Origin of the sequence: Pararhizobium sp. LjRoot255 (genome assembly GCF_964252905.1) — a bacterium.
Taxonomy (GTDB): Bacteria; Pseudomonadota; Alphaproteobacteria; order Rhizobiales; family Rhizobiaceae; genus Pararhizobium.
The window spans coordinates 466,184-482,818 of the sequence record NZ_CAXUPQ020000001.1; the positions used below are offsets into that span (position 1 = coordinate 466,184).

The window sequence follows — 16,635 nt, forward strand, 5'->3', positions numbered from 1 at the left end:
ATCATTGTCCTGTCGCTTGGGGCCGATCGTCAAGGCAAACTCGGTTCAGTGGGAAAAGGCGTCCGTCACGCGGACATCGCCGACATGGATGCCGTTCCAGTTCCTCATCGAATGGTTGGCCTCAGCCATCAGAGTGGCGTGCAGCGCGGGCTCATCGCTGAAGAAGCGGGCAAGCGTGGCGGCGACCATCGCCTCGGCGGCGCGGGTGGTGCCGTCCTCGCATTTGAGCGCTATGGCGATCCCCATTTCCGGGATGGCTGCGCAGAACACGCCCTCGGCGCCGGTCTTGGCAAAAATGCGGCCGGGTGCCGTCTGCATCAGGCGGGTACAGGCACGTTTACTGCCGGCGACATAGAAAGGTTCGGCGGTGCAGGCCTCTATCAACCGTTTTGACGCCCTGGCGCGGACCGGTTCCAGCCCCTGGCCCGTGACCATCTTGGCAAAGCCATGGGCAAGGCTCTTCAATGGCACGGCATAGGTCGGGATCGAGCAACCGTCGATGCCGCAATTGTCGTGCGCGAGCGCTGCCCCGGTCAGACTTTCCATCACGCCGCGAATTTCCCGCTGCAGCGGATGATCGTAGGTGACGTAACCGGCCGTTTCCTCGCCGCTATGGCAACAGGCACAGACAAAGCCCGCATGCTTGCCCGAGCAATTGTTGTGGAGCTGCGTCGGGTGCTGGAGCGACCGCGCCTGATCGATGAGCGTGTCCTGACTGGGCGACCAGTGTTCGCCGCATTCGAGCGCCGAGACGTCCCTGCCGGCGGCCGCCAGCATCGCGGCGGCCAGCGCCACATGCTCCGGCTCGCCATTGTGCGACGAGCAGGCAAGCGCCAGTTCCCTGTTGCCGAATCCATAGGCGTCGGCGGCCCCCGTCTCCATCAGCGGCAGGGCTTGCATCGCCTTGCAGGCCGAGCGCGGGAAGATGGCCGCATCGGTGTCGCCCAACGAAAAGACGGTTTTACCGGAACCATCGACGGCTATCACCATGCCGCGATGACGGCTCTCCACCAAATTGCCACGGGTGACCTCAACAAGTACCGGGTTCGACATGCCTGTGCCCTCAAAAATCCAATTTCTGCCCGTGTCTTTAGACCAAGATCGCTCAACACAAAACCCCGGACCCATGCATGAAATTTCCTCGCAGGCTGATCCTCGCCATCCTGTTCATCTATCTGCTGCCTGCGCTTGCGTCGGCGGGGTGGTGGTATGTCAAGGAAAGACCGGGAGGCTGGCGGGAGGCAGATTGGTCGTCGGCCAATATCCTGCCGAAGCCGAGCGACGACAAGGCGGCGGCGATCCATGTCTTCTCCGCCACCACCGGCGGCATGAAGGGCGCGGTCGCCAGCCACTCCTGGATCGTCACCAAGGGACAGGGGGACAAAAGCTACAATCGCTATGACAAGGTCGGCTGGGGCTCGCCCATCCGCCGCAACGGCTACCCGGCCGACGCCAGATGGTATTCCAATACCCCGCATCTTGTCGTGAGCATAAGGGGCGAGGAAGCGGCCCGGCTGATCCCGAAAATCGAGAAAGCCATCCAGTCCTACCCTTATTCCAAACCCGGTGCCTACCGTATCTGGCCGGGACCGAACTCCAACACCTTCGTCGCCCACGTGCTGCGTTCCGTGCCGGAACTGGGCGCCGTTTTACCGCCTGATGCCGTCGGACGCGACTACTTGCCGGAAGGCAAGCTGTTTGCGATTGATGCCGATGGGCTCGACATGCATGCCACGCTTTACGGGTTGCTCGGGATTTCCGCCGGCGTCCGCAGCGGATTGGAGGTGCACGTCATGGGGCTGGTCGCCGGCATCGACGTTATGCGACCGGCGATCAAGATACCGGCGCTAGGACGGTTCGGGGTGTGAGGGCTGCACCCAAGCCCCGACAAACAAAAAGGGCCGCCCAGGGCGGCCCTCCATGAGTTTTGGCCAGGTAACAGGCCCGGACCGCATCCTTTGATGGTGCGACCCGCAGGAAGGTTGGGTTCAGATCGAGGGCTGCCTCGTCTCTGCCACCACAATTCCCATGTCCGTTACGAGGTTCGAAAGCTCATTAGACACTGGATCACCTTCCTTTCTTTACGTTGAAGATAGGCTGAAGGTAAATCCGATTCCTGGCGATTGCAAGGATGACGGCCTTAGACTTTAGAATGCCATGACGATCTTGCCGATGTGATCGCCGGCTTCCATCAGGCGATGCGCCTCGGCAACATTCGAGAACGGCACCACGGCGTGCATGACCGGGTGAACGTCGCCCGCGTCCAGGAGCGGCCAGACATTGTCCAGGAGATCGTCGCGGATCGCCTCCTTCTCGACCGCCGTGCGCGGCCGCATGGCCGAGCCCATGACATGCAGGCGCTTGGCGAGGATCGGCGCGATATTGGCCTTTTCCACTGTGGCGCCGCCGAGGAAGGCAATGATCGACAGGCGGCCGTCCTTGGCGAGCGAAGCGATGTTGCGATCAAAATAGGGCGCGCCGACCATGTCCAGAATGACATCGACGCCGTAGCCTCCGGTTTCCTCCAGGATGACCGCCTTGAAATCCTCTTCGCGGTAGTTGATCGCTCTCCTCGCACCCAGTGACACGCAGGCGTCGCACTTGTCCTTGGCTCCGGCGGTAACAAAAACCTCGGCGCCGAAGGCGCGGGCAAGCTGGATGGCGGTGGTGCCGATGCCACTCGAGCCGCCATGGACGAGGATCTTCTCGCCCTCCATCAGATCGGCCATCTGGAAGACGTTGGCCCAGACGGTGAAGAAGGTTTCCGGCAAGGCCGCAGCGCGGGCCGCGTCATAGCCCCTCGGCCAAGGCAAGGCCTGTGTCGCCGGCAAGGCGCAGAATTCGGCATAACCGCCGCCATTGGCGAGACCACAGACCTTGTCTCCGATCGCAAAACCCTCGGCGCCCTCGCCCAGGGCCACCACTTCACCGGCAACCTCGAGCCCGAGGATCGGGCTTGCGCCCGGCGGCGGCGGATAGTGGCCCTGCCGCTGCAGCACGTCCGGGCGATTGACACCGGCAGCCTCGACCCAGATCAGGATATCGCCGGGCTTTATCCCAGGCAGCGGGCCTCGTGCCAGCACCATCTTTTCCGGCCCGCCGGGAGACGGAAGATCGACATAGGTCATTTCAGTCGGAAGGGTCACGGGCGTTCTCCTCGCATTCTTCACGGCGATTTATCTAGCGCGGGAACGCAGAACGGCAAAGCGGCATCCTAAGCGTCCTGTGATCGCGTCTCGCGCCGCAGAAAGGCGACGATTAGGGCCGCGACCTTTGCCGGTTCTTCCCAATGCGGGTTATGACCGTGACCTTCGAGAACAATGCTTTCAGCGTTTTTGAAAGCATCCGCCAGCGCCCGCCTGTGGCCGGCATCGAACAGCGCATCATCGCTACCGCCGATGCAGAGTGCCGGACATGCTACCTGCCGCGCCATGTGGGTGAGGTCGGTGTCCGCAAACCCACGCAAAATACCGTGCCATATGGAAGCCGGAATCGCCGCCGCCTCGGAGCGCATCCGCGTCAGAAATACGGCATCGACTGCTCGCCGGCAGGCATGCCAATCGTCAAAGAAGGAATCGGCCGGATCGATCGGATCGGTCAGCGTTTCGATCTCGCGCGATATGCTGCTGTCAGGCGGAAATTGCGGCCGCAGCGTGCCGGAAATCGTCACCAGGCTTGTCAGCTCATTTTGAAACCGCGCGGCAAGATCAATCCCGATCATCGCCCCCATCGAATGGCCGACGATGGCAAAACGCTCAAACCCAAGCGCCTGCACCAAGGCACGGATATCCGTGGCAAAATCTGAGACACGCAACCCTTCGCCCGGTGCTGAACCGCCATGCCCCGGCATATCCGGAATGACCAGCCGATATCCGCCGAGCCGGGGGATCATCAGGGAAAAGCTGCGGCTCGAATCCGTATAGCCGTGGAGCAGCAGCAGCGCCGGTCCCGGACCGCCGCTGTCGACGTAGGCCAGCCGCCGGCCATCGGGCAAATGCATGACGTGCTTGCGTCCAGCCCAGCCTTCCAGATCGACGGCCGTCACGGAAGAAGCTTCGCCCTGACGGCGGCGAGAGCCGGCTGACCGTCAAAGGTCGTGACGCCGTCGAGCCAGGCGTCAAGCCGCGCGGCTTCGCCGGCAATTGCCTTCAGCCCGGCCTCTTCCGGCGGCAGACCGTCAGTCATCAGATAACCCATGCCCCTGTTTTCGAACGCTATGTCGAAAGAAAGGTTCTCGAGCAGCTTTGCCACATTGGGGCATTCCTGCAGGTAGCCCTTACGCACCTGCGTCGAGACAGTCGCTGCGCCGAAATCCGGGCCGTAGAATTTGTCGCCGCCGGTCAGATATTTCATGTCGATCACGGTGTTCATCGGATGCGGCGCCCAGCCCTGAAAGACGATGAAGGCCTTGTCCTTGATGTGGCGGTTGACCTCGGCGAGCATGCCCTGCTCGCTCGATTCCACCACTTCCCAATCGGAAAGACCCAAGGCCGGATCCTTGATGGCATCCAGCATCAGCTGGTTCGAACCCGGTTCGATGCCATAGAGCTTCTTTTCGAACTGATCGGGAAACTTCTGCAGGTCGACGAAATCCTTGACGCCCGCATCCCAGACATAGGCCGGAACGGCGAAGGTGTATTTCGCGCCGGTGAGGTTGGTCCGGACATCCTCGACCGAACCGTCCTCCTTGTATGGTTTGTAATAGGCGATCATCGCCGGGTCCCAATAACCGAGGAATACGTCGAGATCCTTGTTCTTCAGGCTGAGGTAAATCACGTCGATGCCGAGCAGCGTGCTTTGCGGCTCGTATCCCAGAGCCTTCAGGAGCGTCATGCCGACGCCGGTCGTGAAGGCGAGATCATTCCAACCGGGCTCTGCCATGCGCACGACCTTGCAGCTTTCGGGATCGGCGGCCAGCACCGGCGTGGCCGCGGCCAGGAGCATGAATGTAAGACCTGTTTTCAGATGTTGCGGCACATCGCGACTCCTTTTGACCATTTGGTCATGTAATTGACCCATTGGTCAATATTTGATCTTTTCGGTAAATTTGTCAATGTGGGAATCGAAGGAGACCCCGAAATGAAATTGACGAAGATCAGCGAGATCAGACGCAAGGAGTTGCGGCAGGCAGCCTTCGAGGTACTGCAGCAGGAGGGCATGGCCGGGGCGACACTGGAGAAAGTGGCGACCCATGCCGGCGCCTCCAAGGGCATCGTGCTGCACTACTTCCGCAACAAGCAGGACCTGTTCGAACAGGCGATGCGCGAGGCAAATGCGTCGCTCAGAGATGCGGTCAACGCGCGCCTCAACCGGGCAAGGACGCCGCATGAACGCCTGGAGGCGATCATAGAGGGCAATTTCGAGGAGCGCTTCTTTCGCCCCTCTATCTGCCATGCGTGGTTGTCGCTCTGCGCCGAGGTGCCGCGCGAACCGCAACTCGCCCGGATACAAAAGGTTATCCATGCGCGCATGCGCTCAAACCTGATGTCGGCCCTCGTCCATCTCCTGCCGAGAAACGAGTGCAATGCGGTGGCGCTTGCAATTTCGGCGCTGATCGACGGACTTTGGTTGCGGCTGGGCCTGCAATCGGAAGGCCTGACGCGGGAGATGGCACTTGCACAAATGAAGGATTATCTGACCCACCGTATTCCGCGCACCGGCGATTGAACACGATATCGACGCGGCAGATGCTGCGCTGCATCATGGCAAAATTACGCCATCCAAGGCCTTGCAAAAATTAAGTTTCTTTAATTTGAACGGCGCAGAAACCGGGTCTAGCTTCATCCTCGAAACCGGGAGACGCCGGCGGTTTTCCCAGCCGCGACACGACGGCTCCGGACGGTTTCGCGACAGGCGGTCCACCATGTCGGGACCAAACAAGGACGACACCCATGCGTGCTCTTCTGACCTCATTGACCATCATCTCCGCAATCTCCCTCTCGTCAGCCGCTTTCGCGGCCAACACCACAACCGGCACGATCCGCGCCCTCGACGCCAAGGCGATGACGCTGACGCTGAAGAACGGCACCAGCTACAGGCTGCCTGCCGGCTTCAAGGATCCGGGCCTCAAGGTCGGCGAAAAGGTCACGGTTGCCTATGAGATGATCGGCAAGAAACACCAGGCAACGGCCGTCACGCCGGCGCAGTGACGCGCGGATCGTCGCATGAGCCTTCCTGATCGCGACCACAGCGCCGCGCGTCTTAGAAGGCGCGCAAGGGTCGCCGTAGCACTTTGAATTGCTGCATGATTTCATCTCAGATCGAATACGATCCTAGGAATTATGCAGCAGACGCTTTGGGCTCATGCAAAGGGCTGGAATCCATGAGGGGTTCCAGCCCGTTTTCTTTTCAGTCGACCGCTACGGCCGATTACCGTGGCACCCGGCCAAACGTGTCGAAGACCAGGCCTGTTTCGCTTTCCTTTGCCCGGCTCTTGATTTCGGCGATACGGGCGCTGACGGCCTGGGCATCGGAAAAGACGAAGCCTTCCGGCAGGATCAGCACCGCGATCGAACAGCGCATCAGCGGGAAGCGCGTCGCTTCGCCGCTGCGGCCATGGCCGGTCATGCAGCCCGCCGCCTGATGCTCCCGGGAATAGAGCTGGCGGACATCGCTGCAGAATTCGGAGAGAACCCGCGTCAGCACAGCAGCGACCTCCTCCTGCGTCCAGCCGCTGACGCCGATGAAAAAATCGTCGCCGCCGACATGGCCGAGAAACTTTTCCTCGCCGATGAAATGCCGGCGCATCAGGGCTGCAAACAGCGAGATGGCCAGGTCACCTTTCTGGAAACCGTAATGGTCGTTGAAGGGTTTGAAGCTGTCAAAATCGCAATAGCAGAAATAGCGGGCCTCATCGCCGTCGAGCGCGGCGTCCTGCACGTAGTCGCGGATAGCGCGGTTGCCGGGCAGGCCGGTCAGCGGGTTCTGCTCCTGGGCACTCTTCAATTGCTTTTCGCTGATGATCTTCAGCAACGAGGAAGCCGACAGGATGCCGGCATAACGCATGTTCTCCGTCAGGATGACGCAGTCGCTGCCATCCATGCCGGCAAAGATCTTCAGCATCTCGTCGGCCGGCGTCTCGAGGTCGGCGATCGGCGCCGGGCTGACGAAATGCGAGATGTGCCGCTGGTACATGTGGTTCTTCAGGAGATCGCGGCCGAAGGGATGATAGATCATCTCCTTGACGTGATATTCGTGCAGCACGCCGCGCGGCTCGCCATTGGCGTTGAGCACCGGAAAGAAGCTGCGCTGCGGCGAGCGGCGGAACAGTTCGAACACTGAATCCAGGTCGTCGTTTTCCCTGACCGCCGGAACCTGCTCGATCTGCTTGCGGATCAGGATGCTGTCGAGCGAGGCCGACTGGCGCCGGGCGCCGGCGGTCTGCTCCAGATGCGGATAGGCGGGCTGCAGGTCGGCGAAATGCACCGTCGGACGGGCGACGAAATAACCCTGGACAAGGTCGCAGCCGAGGTCGCGACAGGTGGCAAATTCGGCCTCCGTCTCGACGCCCTCGGCAATGACGCGGGTGCCGAGCACATGGGCGGTGTTGACCGTGTGGCGCACGAGATGGCGCTTGCGCGGGCTGGCTTCGATGCCGGAGATGAAATGCCGGTCGATCTTCACATAATCCACAGGCTGGTCGCAGAGCAGCTTCAGCCCGTTGAACCCGACGCCGAAATCGTCGATCGCCAGCTTGAAACCGGCGAGCCGCAACCGCTTCACGAGGCCGGAAAAGTCCGGCATCTTGCCGCTGTCGAACCGCTCGGAGAGTTCAAAGCAGATCGACGACGGCGGAATGTTCGAGCGCTTCAGGTGATTGCAGAGCCGCTCGACGACACCGCCTTCCAACCCGATCAGGCGGCTGTCGAAATTGACGAACAGAGTGCGTGAGGCGAAATCCGGCAGGCTGGCAAAAGCGGCAAAGGCGCGGCTATTGACCATATGCTCCAGCGCCATCAGTTGCCCCGCCTCCTCGGCCTTGTCGAGAAGTTCGAGCGGCGACTGGAAGCCGAGCCGCTCGAAGCCGCGCATCAGCGTCTCATAGCCGAAAACAGCACCCGTCGCGATCTCGACGATCGGCTGGAAGGCATTCTCGATCACCAGCTTGGCGAGCGTGACGATCTGGTCATCGCCAAAGCGGCGCAGGGAGAGCATTTCGGCAGCGGCGGACATGCGTAAACTCCGGAAACGGACATGAGATTGCACGAAAGATCGCTTCCGGGGCTTAAATTTTCCGTTTCCCCAGCATGACAGATTTGTGAAAGTTCAATGACTGGGGGCGAGTTAGCCGCAGGGCACAACCACTTTTTCCAAGCAGCCAAAAAATCACCGTCAGCCCCTCGCAAGAACGCCGAAGGCGATCAGCGCGAGGCCCTGCATCACCAGGTCGATGGCGAGGAACAGGCCGAGGATCCACAGGCTGTCGAGCGGCCAGCCGGCGGCGATGACGAGGCCAGCAAGTGCCGTGACCACGCCGCCAAGGGCAATCCAGCCCCAGCCTTTGAGAGGCCGCAGGTTGAAGGCGGACCAGATGCGGAAGGCACCGGCGACCATCAGCGCGACCGCCATCAGCAAGGTCAGGATAGCGGACGCCAGGAGCGGATTGAGAAAGGCGAAAATGCCGGCTGCGGTGTAGCATGCGCCGCTCAGGCTCCAATATGCCACCCGCTCCCATCCCCTGACGCGGGAGGCATGGGCAAGATGCAGCAGGCCGCCTGCCAGCATGACGATGCCGACGGTGTAGACGGAGGCGACGGTGGCCGCGAGCACATTGCCGAAGGCGATCCCGCCGCCCATGATCATCAGCACGCCGAGCGCCACGAACCATCCCCATTTCTCGCTGGCAGCCTGGTTTCCGGCGGGATCGAATGCCTGGGTCATGACGCAGCCTCCAATTCCCTATGGTGATCTTTCGAGCGTAAATAGAGCTTCATTCTACGATGAAATCAAAGGGAAAGATTTGGAATATTTTTATTGATTGATGGATCAATCAAAAATACACTACCTTCATTAGAGGGATCGAAAATGCCGAAAATCGGGATGGAACCGGTGCGCCGCAAGGCGCTGGTGGACGCCGCACTTCGCGTGATCGGCGATCAGGGCACGCTGTCGGTGACGATGTCCGACATTGCCCGCAACGCCGGGGTTTCGGCAGCACTTGCGCATCACTATTTCGGCAGCAAGGAGCAGCTGCTGATCGAAACCATCCGCTCGCTCTTAAGGCAGTTGCGCGACGATGCGGTGACGGCGCTCACGGCAGCCAGAACCGCTCGCGAGCGGCTTTCGGCCATCGTGCGCGTTTCCTTCCAGGCCGACCAGTTCGCGCCGGAAACGATCGCCGCCTGGCTCGCCTTTTATTCCGAAGCCCAGTGCTCGGATGAAACCCGGCGTTTCCTCGTCATCTATGCCCGCCGGCTGCGTTCCAATCTCGTCGCCAACCTGAAGGCGCTGTGTGACGCGGATGATGCCGTGCGCGTCGCCGAGGGCACCGCTGCGATGATCGACGGGCTCTATATTCGCCGCGCGCTCGGTTCCTCCCCGGTGACGGCGGAAGCCTCCATCGCGCTGACCGACGACTACATCACGCTCAATCTGACCGCTCTTTCCGCACAAGGACATGCCGCATGACCAAGGGCCGGCCGAATATCCTGATCATCATGGTCGACCAGCTGAACGGAAAGTTCTTTCCGGACGGTCCGGCGGAATTTCTGCACGCGCCGCACATGAAGGCGCTCGCCAAACGCTCGGCACGCTTCCGCAACAACTACACCTCCTCGCCGCTCTGCGCCCCTGCCCGCGCCTCGTTCATGGCCGGGCAATTGCCGAGCCGCACGCAGGTCTATGACAATGCGGCCGAATACGTCTCCTCGATCCCGACCTATGCGCATCATCTGCGCCGCGCCGGCTATTACACGGCACTGTCCGGCAAGATGCATTTTGTCGGCCCGGACCAGTTGCACGGCTTCGAGGAACGGCTGACGACCGACATTTACCCGGCCGATTTCGGCTGGACGCCGGACTACCGCAAGCCGGGCGAGCGGATCGACTGGTGGTACCACAATCTCGGCTCCGTCACCGGCGCCGGCGTGGCCGAAATCACCAACCAGATGGAGTATGACGACGAGGTCGCCTTCCTCGCCAACCAGAAGCTCTATCAGCTTTCGCGCGAACAGGACGATGCGAACCGGCGCCCCTGGGCGGTGACCGTTTCGTTCACCCATCCGCACGACCCCTATGTGGCGCGCCGCAAATTCTGGGATCTCTACGAGGGCTGCGAGTACCTCACGCCCGAGCTTGGCGCGATTTCCTTTGCCGAACAGGATCCGCATTCGCAGCGCCTGATGCTCGCCTGCGACTACGAGAGCTTCGCCCTGACGGAGGAAAACATCCGCCTTTCGCGCCAGGCCTATTTCGCCAATATATCCTATCTCGACGAGAAGGTCGGCGAACTGGTCGACACGCTGATCCGGACGCGGATGCTGGACGACGCGCTGATCCTGTTCTGCTCGGACCACGGCGACATGCTCGGCGAACGCGGCTTGTGGTTCAAGATGAATTTCTTCGAAGGCTCGGCTCGCGTGCCCTTGATGGTCGCCGGCCCCGGCATTACCCCCGGGCTGCATCTGGCGCCGGTCTCCAATCTCGATGTCACCCCGACGCTCTGCGATCTCGCCGGCATTTCGATGGACGAGATCATGCCCTGGACGGACGGCGAGAGCCTCGTGCCTGTTATCAACGGCGCCGAGCGCACCGCGCCGGTCCTGATGGAATATGCCGCGGAAGGCTCCTATGCGCCGCTCGTCTCAATTCGCGAGGGCAAGTGGAAATATGTCCATTGCGCGCTCGATCCGGACCAGCTTTTCGATCTCGATGCCGATCCGCTGGAACTCACCAATCTCGCCAGGGATCCCACCGATCCGGTGGTCAAGACGACGCTCGACGCCTTCCGGCAAATGCGCGAGGCGCGCTGGGACATGGACGCCTTCGATGCGGCCGTCCGCGAAAGCCAGGCGCGGCGCTGGGTGGTCTATGAGGCTTTGCGCAACGGTGCTTACTATCCATGGGACCACCAGCCGCTGCAGAAGGCGTCCGAACGCTACATGCGCAACCACATGAATCTCGATAATCTCGAAGAATCCAAACGCTTTCCGCGAGGGGAATAAGATGAAAGCCCAACCGCCAGCCTCCCACTTCATCGACGGCGAATATGTCGAGGACACCGCGGGCACGCCATTCGACAGCATCTATCCGGCAACCGGCGAAGTCATCGCCCGGCTGCATGCCGCCACGCCCGCCATCGTCGAAAAGGCGATTGCTGCGGCCAAGCGCGCCCAGGGCGAATGGGCGGCAATGAGCCCGACAGCGCGCGGCCGCATCCTCAAGCGCGCTAGCGAAATCATGCGCGAGCGCAACCGCGAGCTTTCGGAACTCGAGACGCTCGATACCGGCAAGCCGATCCAGGAAACCATCGTCGCCGATCCGACCTCCGGCGCCGACGCCTTCGAATTCTTCGGTGGCGTCGCGGCGGCGGCGCTGAACGGCGACTATATTCCGCTTGGGGGCGATTTTGCCTTCACCAAGCGCGTGCCGCTTGGCGTCTGCGTCGGCATCGGCGCCTGGAACTATCCGCAGCAGATCGCCTGCTGGAAAGGTGCGCCGGCGCTCGTTGCAGGCAACGCCATGGTGTTCAAGCCGTCAGAAAATACCCCGCTCGGCGCGTTGAAGATCGCCGAGATCCTGTTTGAGGCCGGCCTGCCGAAGGGTCTTTACAACGTCATACAGGGCGACCGGACGACGGGGCCGCTGCTCGTCAACCACAAAGATGTTGCCAAGGTGTCGCTGACGGGCTCGGTCGAGACGGGCCGCAAGGTGGCGGGTGCTGCGGCCGCACAATTGAAGCACGTCACCATGGAACTCGGCGGCAAGTCGCCGCTGATCGTCTTCGACGACGCCGATCTCGAAAGCGCGATCGGCGGGGCGATGCTCGGCAACTTTTACTCGACCGGCCAGGTCTGCTCCAACGGCACCCGCGTCTTCGTGCAGAAGGGCATCAAGGACAAGTTCCTGTCGCGCCTCAAGGAACGCACCGAGAAGATCGTCATCGGCGACCCGATGGACGAGGCAACACAGCTCGGTCCGATGGTGTCGCGCGCCCAGCTCGACAAGGTGTTCTCCTATGTCGAGAAGGGCAAGGCGGAGGGTGCGACGCTTCTGACCGGCGGCGGTATTCCCAACAATGTGTCCGCCGAAGGCACCTACATCCAGCCGACGGTGTTTGCCGACGTCACCGACGAGATGACCATTTGCCGTGAGGAAATCTTCGGGCCGGTCATGTGCGTGCTCGATTTCGACAATGAGGACGAGGTGATCGCCCGCGCCAACGGCACCGAGTTCGGCCTTTCGGCCGGCGTGTTTACGAGCGACCTCACCCGCGCGCACCGCGTCGTCGATCAGCTGGAAGCCGGCACGCTGTGGATCAATACCTACAATCTGGCACCGGTCGAGGTGCCGTTCGGCGGCTCGAAGCAATCCGGCTTCGGGCGGGAGAATTCGCTTGCGGCGCTCGATCACTACACCGAGCTGAAGAGCGTCTATGTGGCGATGGGCAAGGTCGAGGCGCCGTATTGAGCTTTACCTCTCCCTTGAGTGGAAGTCGCAGCGAAGCTGCGGGTGGGGGTGATCCACTGCTCAGAGCATCACCCCACCCCGGACCTGCGGTCCGACCGGGAGGGTGAACAAGGCCCCTCATCCGGCCTGTCGGCTACCTTCTCCCCGTAAACGGAGAGAAGGGACATGCCGCAACCTCGGTCGTCCCCTCTCCCCGCTTGCGGGGAGAGGGCTAGGGTAAGGGGCAATCTTTTTGAACTGGGAACACGCCATGCAACAGGCAGACTACATCATCATCGGCTCCGGCTCCGCCGGCTCGGCCCTCGCCTACCGCCTCTCCGAGGACGGAAGGAACACTGTCATGGTGCTGGAATATGGCGGCTCGGATTTCGGGCCGTTCATCCAGATGCCGGCGGCCCTCGCCTGGCCGATGAGCATGAAGCGCTACAATTGGGGCTATCTCTCCGAGCCCGAGCCGAACCTCAACAACCGGCGCATCACCGCGCCGCGCGGCAAGGTGATCGGTGGCTCGTCCTCTATCAACGGGCTCGTCTATGTGCGCGGCCATGCGGAAGACTACAACCGCTGGGAAGAGCTTGGCGCGCAGGGCTGGGCCTATGCCGACGTCTTGCCCTATTTCAAGCGGCAGGAGACCTCCCAGGGCGGCGAGGCAGGCTGGCGCGGCACCGACGGGCCGCTGCATGTCAAGCGCGGGCCGGTAAAGAACCCGCTGTTTCACGCCTTCATCGAGGCCGGCAAGCAGGCTGGCTTCGAGCTGACGGACGACTATAACGGCTTCAAGCAGGAAGGCTTCGGCCATATGGAGCAGACCGTCTGGCAGGGGCGCCGCTGGTCGGCTGCCAACGCCTATCTGAAGCCGGCGCTGAAGCGGCCGAACGTTGAGCTCGTCCGCTGCTTCGCCCGCAAGATCGTCATCGAAAACGGCCGCGCCACCGGCGTCGAGATCGAGCGGGCTGGCCGGATCGAACTGGTGAAGGCCAACCGCGAAGTGATCGTCTCAGCCTCCTCCTTCAACTCGCCGAAGCTCCTGATGCTCTCCGGCATCGGTCCTGCCCAGCATCTGCAGGACTTGGGCATCGAGGTGAAGGTCGACCGGCCGGGCGTCGGCGCCAACCTGCAGGACCACATGGAGTTCTATTTCCAGCAGGTCTCGACCAAGCCGGTCTCGCTCTACTCCTGGCTGCCCTGGTTCTGGCAGGGCGTTGTAGGCGCGCAGTGGCTGTTCCTCAAACAGGGTCTCGGCATCTCCAACCAGTTCGAGGCCTGTGCCTTCCTGCGCTCGGCGCCCGGCGTCAAGCAGCCGGATATCCAGTATCACTTCCTGCCCGTTGCCATCAGCTATGACGGCAAGGCGGCCGCCAACACGCACGGCTTCCAGGCGCATGTCGGCTACAACCTGTCGAAATCGCGCGGCAACGTCACGCTGCGCTCCGCCGATCCGATGGCCGACCCGGTCATCCGCTTCAACTATATGAGCCATCCGGAGGACTGGGAGAAGTTTCGCCACTGCGTCCGCCTCACCCGCGAGATCTTCGGGCAGCAGGCTTTCGATCACTATCGCGGGCCGGAGATCCAGCCGGGTGATGCCGTCCAGAGCGACGAGCAGATCGACGCGTTCCTGCGCGAGCATCTGGAAAGCGCCTATCATCCCTGCGGCACCTGCAAGATGGGCTCGCGCAACGATCCGATGGCCGTCGTCGACCCGGAAACCCGCGTCATCGGCGTCGACGGACTGCGCATCGCCGACAGTTCGATCTTCCCGCACGTGACCTATGGCAACCTCAACGCGCCCTCGATCATGACCGGCGAGAAGGCGGCCGACCACATTCTCGGCAAGGGCATGCTGGCGCGTTCGAACCAGGAGCCGTGGGTCAATCCGCGCTGGGCGGTAAGCGACCGGTGATAGCCGCTTGGTAGCAATCATCCTCGCGCTGGTGACGCGGTGCCGTCGGCATTCACGTCGGTTGCTGTGATGGTGATCGTCATTGGAAGTACCCCAGAAAGTATGAACGATCGAGGGCCTCGAAACCGCAACGTTACAGAAAGCCGATCCAGCGGCCAGCGAGCAGCGCGCCGAGCCAGAGGGAAAAGGACAGGAAGGCACAGAGCCGGACGACACCGCCTACGGGTGCGCCGGATGCGACGGCATGCCACGCACCGCTCATATGCAGGAAGCCGAGATTGGCGATCGCGGCGGCAAGCAGCGCGATCTTGATGAGAAAGGCCTGATTGGCGATGTAGGCGGCCGGGCGCACGGTAAAGAGCCAAAACCCGGAAAGAACGGCAAGCACGACGCCACAGGCCGCCGCACGCGACAGGAAAGGTCCGACCGCTGCGACGGGCGGCGAGCGCACGAGGCCCATCAGGCGCAGATCAAGCGGCAGGATGGCACCGAGGATCAGCCCGATGCCGAGGATATGCGCGGCATTCACAAACAGATAGGCGACACTGGAGCGGCGCAGGAACACCGCGCCCGGCCACCCCGCCAGCCATTGCAGCAGGTCCGGCCCGCTCATCAATTCGTCCGTATCCGCTCCGGATAGATGTCGTAGACCTTGCCCGACACCGTGATCCGCACCGCTTTCATTCTCTTTTCCTTGGGATCGAGCGAGCGATTGCCGAGGGCGACGATCGGGTCGCCTATCTTGGCCACCCCCTCGACGAAGCCCGATTGTTCGGTCCGCCCGGGGTTGCCCAGTTCGACTAGCCAGACGCCGTCCGTTTCCGTGGCAACATGCAGCGTCGGATGCGGCGGCGCCATCGAGATTTCGCGGATCGTGCCTTTGAGCTCGATCTGGTCGGCCTCCGCCCAGGACCAGCCGTGATGCGCATAGGCGCCGGCGGCAAACGTCAACGCGATCAGGCCGCCCGCAATAACGCGCGCGAGAAATGTTCCATCCATCTCATGTCTCCTTTCTTGCGACAGATTTCAGACGAAACTGGCACTTACGAGGGACAGGGAAAGAGGATATCACCAATTCTTGAATGAAGTGGCTCACCAAGTCGCCGACAAGTATGGTCGAGACGCGTGAAGCTTCATCGTCCCGGTTGGCTGCAAAGCGGAAATAATCTATTAAATTACTAGGTTTTCTTAGAATTTTCCGCTTCGGAGAGATATTTGCTCTGATCCGCCGCGTTTAGAAATCCGTTTTTCTGTCTTTTGTCATAGAGGGCTGCGATATTCCGGACAACAAAACCAGGATTTCCTCCCATGACATCCGCGTCACTCGAAAATCGCGCCTCAGCGCTTAACAAGCAACTCGAAAGCCTCGATCTTGCCGGCCGGCTGGCTTTGGTCGACGGCCTCGAGGGCAAGGTCGTCTTCACTACCAGCCTTGGCATCGAGGATCAGGTGATTACCGCCGCGATCGGCTCGGACAAGCTCGGCATCGAAGTCTCGACGCTCGAGACCGGCCGCCTCTTCAACGAGACCGTCGCGCTGATCGACGAGACTGAAGAAACCTACGGCATCCTGATCAAGCGCTTTTACCCCGAGCAGGACGACATCGACGCCTTCGCTGCAAAATACGGCATGAACGGCTTCTACGACAGCGTCGAAGCCAGGCACGCCTGTTGTGGCGCGCGCAAGGTGAAGCCTCTTGCGCGCGCACTCGAAGGGGCATCCTTCTGGATCACCGGCCTGCGTCGCGGCCAGTCGGGCAATCGCGCCGATACGCCGTTTGCCGAAGCCGACCTCGACCGTGGCCTGATCAAGATCAACCCGCTGGCCGATTGGGATATCGAGACGATCCGCGCCCATGTGGAGAGCCAAGCCATCCCGGTCAATCCGCTGCATGCCCGCGGCTACCCCTCGATCGGCTGCGAGCCCTGCACGCGTGCCATCAAGCCGGGCGAGTCTGAGCGGGCCGGCCGCTGGTGGTGGGAAAACGACGAGAAGCGCGAATGCGGCCTGCACGTGCCGGAGGCCGCCGCTTCTGCCATCCCGCAACCGACACCTCTTGCAAGCAGCCCCCTTACCGGCGATGAGGCGCGATAACCCGCGCGGCT

General features: G+C 61.8%; 16 protein-coding genes. 8 read left to right on the forward strand and 8 right to left on the reverse strand.

The features are described 5' to 3' along the window. Window positions 1-45: 45 nt before the first annotated feature. On the reverse strand, window positions 46-1,053 hold the full coding sequence (locus ACSQ2W_RS02405) for an asparaginase (protein WP_436084806.1): 1,008 nt from the start codon (window positions 1,051-1,053) through the stop codon (window positions 46-48). Between the two features lie 77 nt (window positions 1,054-1,130). Between ACSQ2W_RS02405 and ACSQ2W_RS02410 the strand changes: the two genes are divergently transcribed. Then, a complete protein-coding gene (locus tag ACSQ2W_RS02410) occupies window positions 1,131-1,868 on the forward strand; it encodes a DUF3750 domain-containing protein (protein ID WP_436084807.1) in 738 nt (245 codons plus the stop codon). A 279-nt stretch (window positions 1,869-2,147) separates the two neighbouring features. Here the strand turns inward: ACSQ2W_RS02410 and ACSQ2W_RS02415 are convergent, their stop codons facing one another. The 3 genes from ACSQ2W_RS02415 to choX all read right to left on the reverse strand — a co-directional run bounded on the left by ACSQ2W_RS02415 (window position 2,148) and on the right by choX (window position 4,944). After that, a complete protein-coding gene (locus ACSQ2W_RS02415) occupies window positions 2,148-3,146 on the reverse strand; it encodes an NAD(P)H-quinone oxidoreductase (protein WP_436084808.1) in 999 nt (332 codons plus the stop codon). 68 nt (window positions 3,147-3,214) lie between these two features. Next, on the reverse strand, window positions 3,215-4,045 hold the full coding sequence (locus tag ACSQ2W_RS02420) for an alpha/beta fold hydrolase (protein WP_436084809.1): 831 nt from the start codon (window positions 4,043-4,045) through the stop codon (window positions 3,215-3,217). Further along, window positions 4,042-4,944: a choline ABC transporter substrate-binding protein gene (gene choX, locus ACSQ2W_RS02425; protein WP_436087657.1), complete on the reverse strand. Its 903-nt coding sequence runs from the start codon at window positions 4,942-4,944 to the stop codon at window positions 4,042-4,044. The genes ACSQ2W_RS02420 and choX overlap by 4 nt, the downstream gene beginning before the upstream one ends. A 135-nt stretch (window positions 4,945-5,079) precedes the next feature. On the opposite strand from choX, the gene betI (ACSQ2W_RS02430) reads away from it, so the two are divergent. Further along, on the forward strand, window positions 5,080-5,667 hold the full coding sequence (gene betI / locus ACSQ2W_RS02430; RefSeq protein ID WP_436084810.1) for a choline-binding transcriptional repressor BetI: 588 nt from the start codon (window positions 5,080-5,082) through the stop codon (window positions 5,665-5,667). Window positions 5,668-5,891: 224 nt separating this feature from the next. Next, complete coding sequence (locus ACSQ2W_RS02435) at window positions 5,892-6,149, forward strand: DUF1344 domain-containing protein (RefSeq protein WP_436084811.1); 258 nt, start codon at window positions 5,892-5,894, stop codon at window positions 6,147-6,149. A 220-nt stretch (window positions 6,150-6,369) separates the two neighbouring features. Here ACSQ2W_RS02435 and ACSQ2W_RS02440 read toward each other — a convergent pair whose 3' ends face one another. Beyond that, the gene (locus tag ACSQ2W_RS02440; RefSeq protein WP_436084812.1) at window positions 6,370-8,172 is read right to left on the reverse strand and encodes a GGDEF domain-containing protein; all 1,803 of its coding nucleotides are present in this window, start codon (window positions 8,170-8,172) and stop codon (window positions 6,370-6,372) included. Between the two features lie 159 nt (window positions 8,173-8,331). Then, entirely contained in the window at window positions 8,332-8,880 is a 549-nt protein-coding gene (locus ACSQ2W_RS02445) for an HdeD family acid-resistance protein (protein ID WP_436084813.1), read from the reverse strand. 144 nt (window positions 8,881-9,024) lie between these two features. Between ACSQ2W_RS02445 and betI (ACSQ2W_RS02450) the strand changes: the two genes are divergently transcribed. The 4 genes from betI (ACSQ2W_RS02450) (at window position 9,025) to betA (ending at window position 14,530) form a co-directional block, all read left to right on the forward strand. Next, entirely contained in the window at window positions 9,025-9,627 is a 603-nt protein-coding gene (gene betI / locus ACSQ2W_RS02450) for a transcriptional regulator BetI (RefSeq protein ID WP_436084814.1), read from the forward strand. Further along, entirely contained in the window at window positions 9,624-11,162 is a 1,539-nt protein-coding gene (gene betC / locus ACSQ2W_RS02455; protein WP_436084815.1) for a choline-sulfatase, read from the forward strand. Before betI (ACSQ2W_RS02450) ends, betC begins: the two co-directional genes overlap by 4 nt. Before the next feature lies 1 nt (window position 11,163). After that, on the forward strand, window positions 11,164-12,627 hold the full coding sequence (gene betB / locus ACSQ2W_RS02460) for a betaine-aldehyde dehydrogenase (RefSeq protein WP_436084816.1): 1,464 nt from the start codon (window positions 11,164-11,166) through the stop codon (window positions 12,625-12,627). Between the two features lie 250 nt (window positions 12,628-12,877). Then, complete coding sequence (gene betA / locus ACSQ2W_RS02465; protein WP_436084817.1) at window positions 12,878-14,530, forward strand: choline dehydrogenase; 1,653 nt, start codon at window positions 12,878-12,880, stop codon at window positions 14,528-14,530. Window positions 14,531-14,663: 133 nt separating this feature from the next. On the opposite strand, the gene ACSQ2W_RS02470 is transcribed toward betA, so the two are convergent. Together ACSQ2W_RS02470 and ACSQ2W_RS02475 are read right to left on the reverse strand one after the other, a co-directional pair. Further along, on the reverse strand, window positions 14,664-15,143 hold the full coding sequence (locus ACSQ2W_RS02470) for a DUF2214 domain-containing protein (protein ID WP_436084818.1): 480 nt from the start codon (window positions 15,141-15,143) through the stop codon (window positions 14,664-14,666). After that, complete coding sequence (locus ACSQ2W_RS02475) at window positions 15,143-15,529, reverse strand: DUF6152 family protein (RefSeq protein ID WP_436084819.1); 387 nt, start codon at window positions 15,527-15,529, stop codon at window positions 15,143-15,145. The genes ACSQ2W_RS02470 and ACSQ2W_RS02475 overlap by 1 nt, the downstream gene beginning before the upstream one ends. A gap of 309 nt (window positions 15,530-15,838) precedes the next feature. Between ACSQ2W_RS02475 and ACSQ2W_RS02480 the strand changes: the two genes are divergently transcribed. Continuing rightward, entirely contained in the window at window positions 15,839-16,624 is a 786-nt protein-coding gene (locus ACSQ2W_RS02480) for a phosphoadenylyl-sulfate reductase (protein WP_436084820.1), read from the forward strand. The last annotated feature ends 11 nt before the right edge of the window (window positions 16,625-16,635 follow it).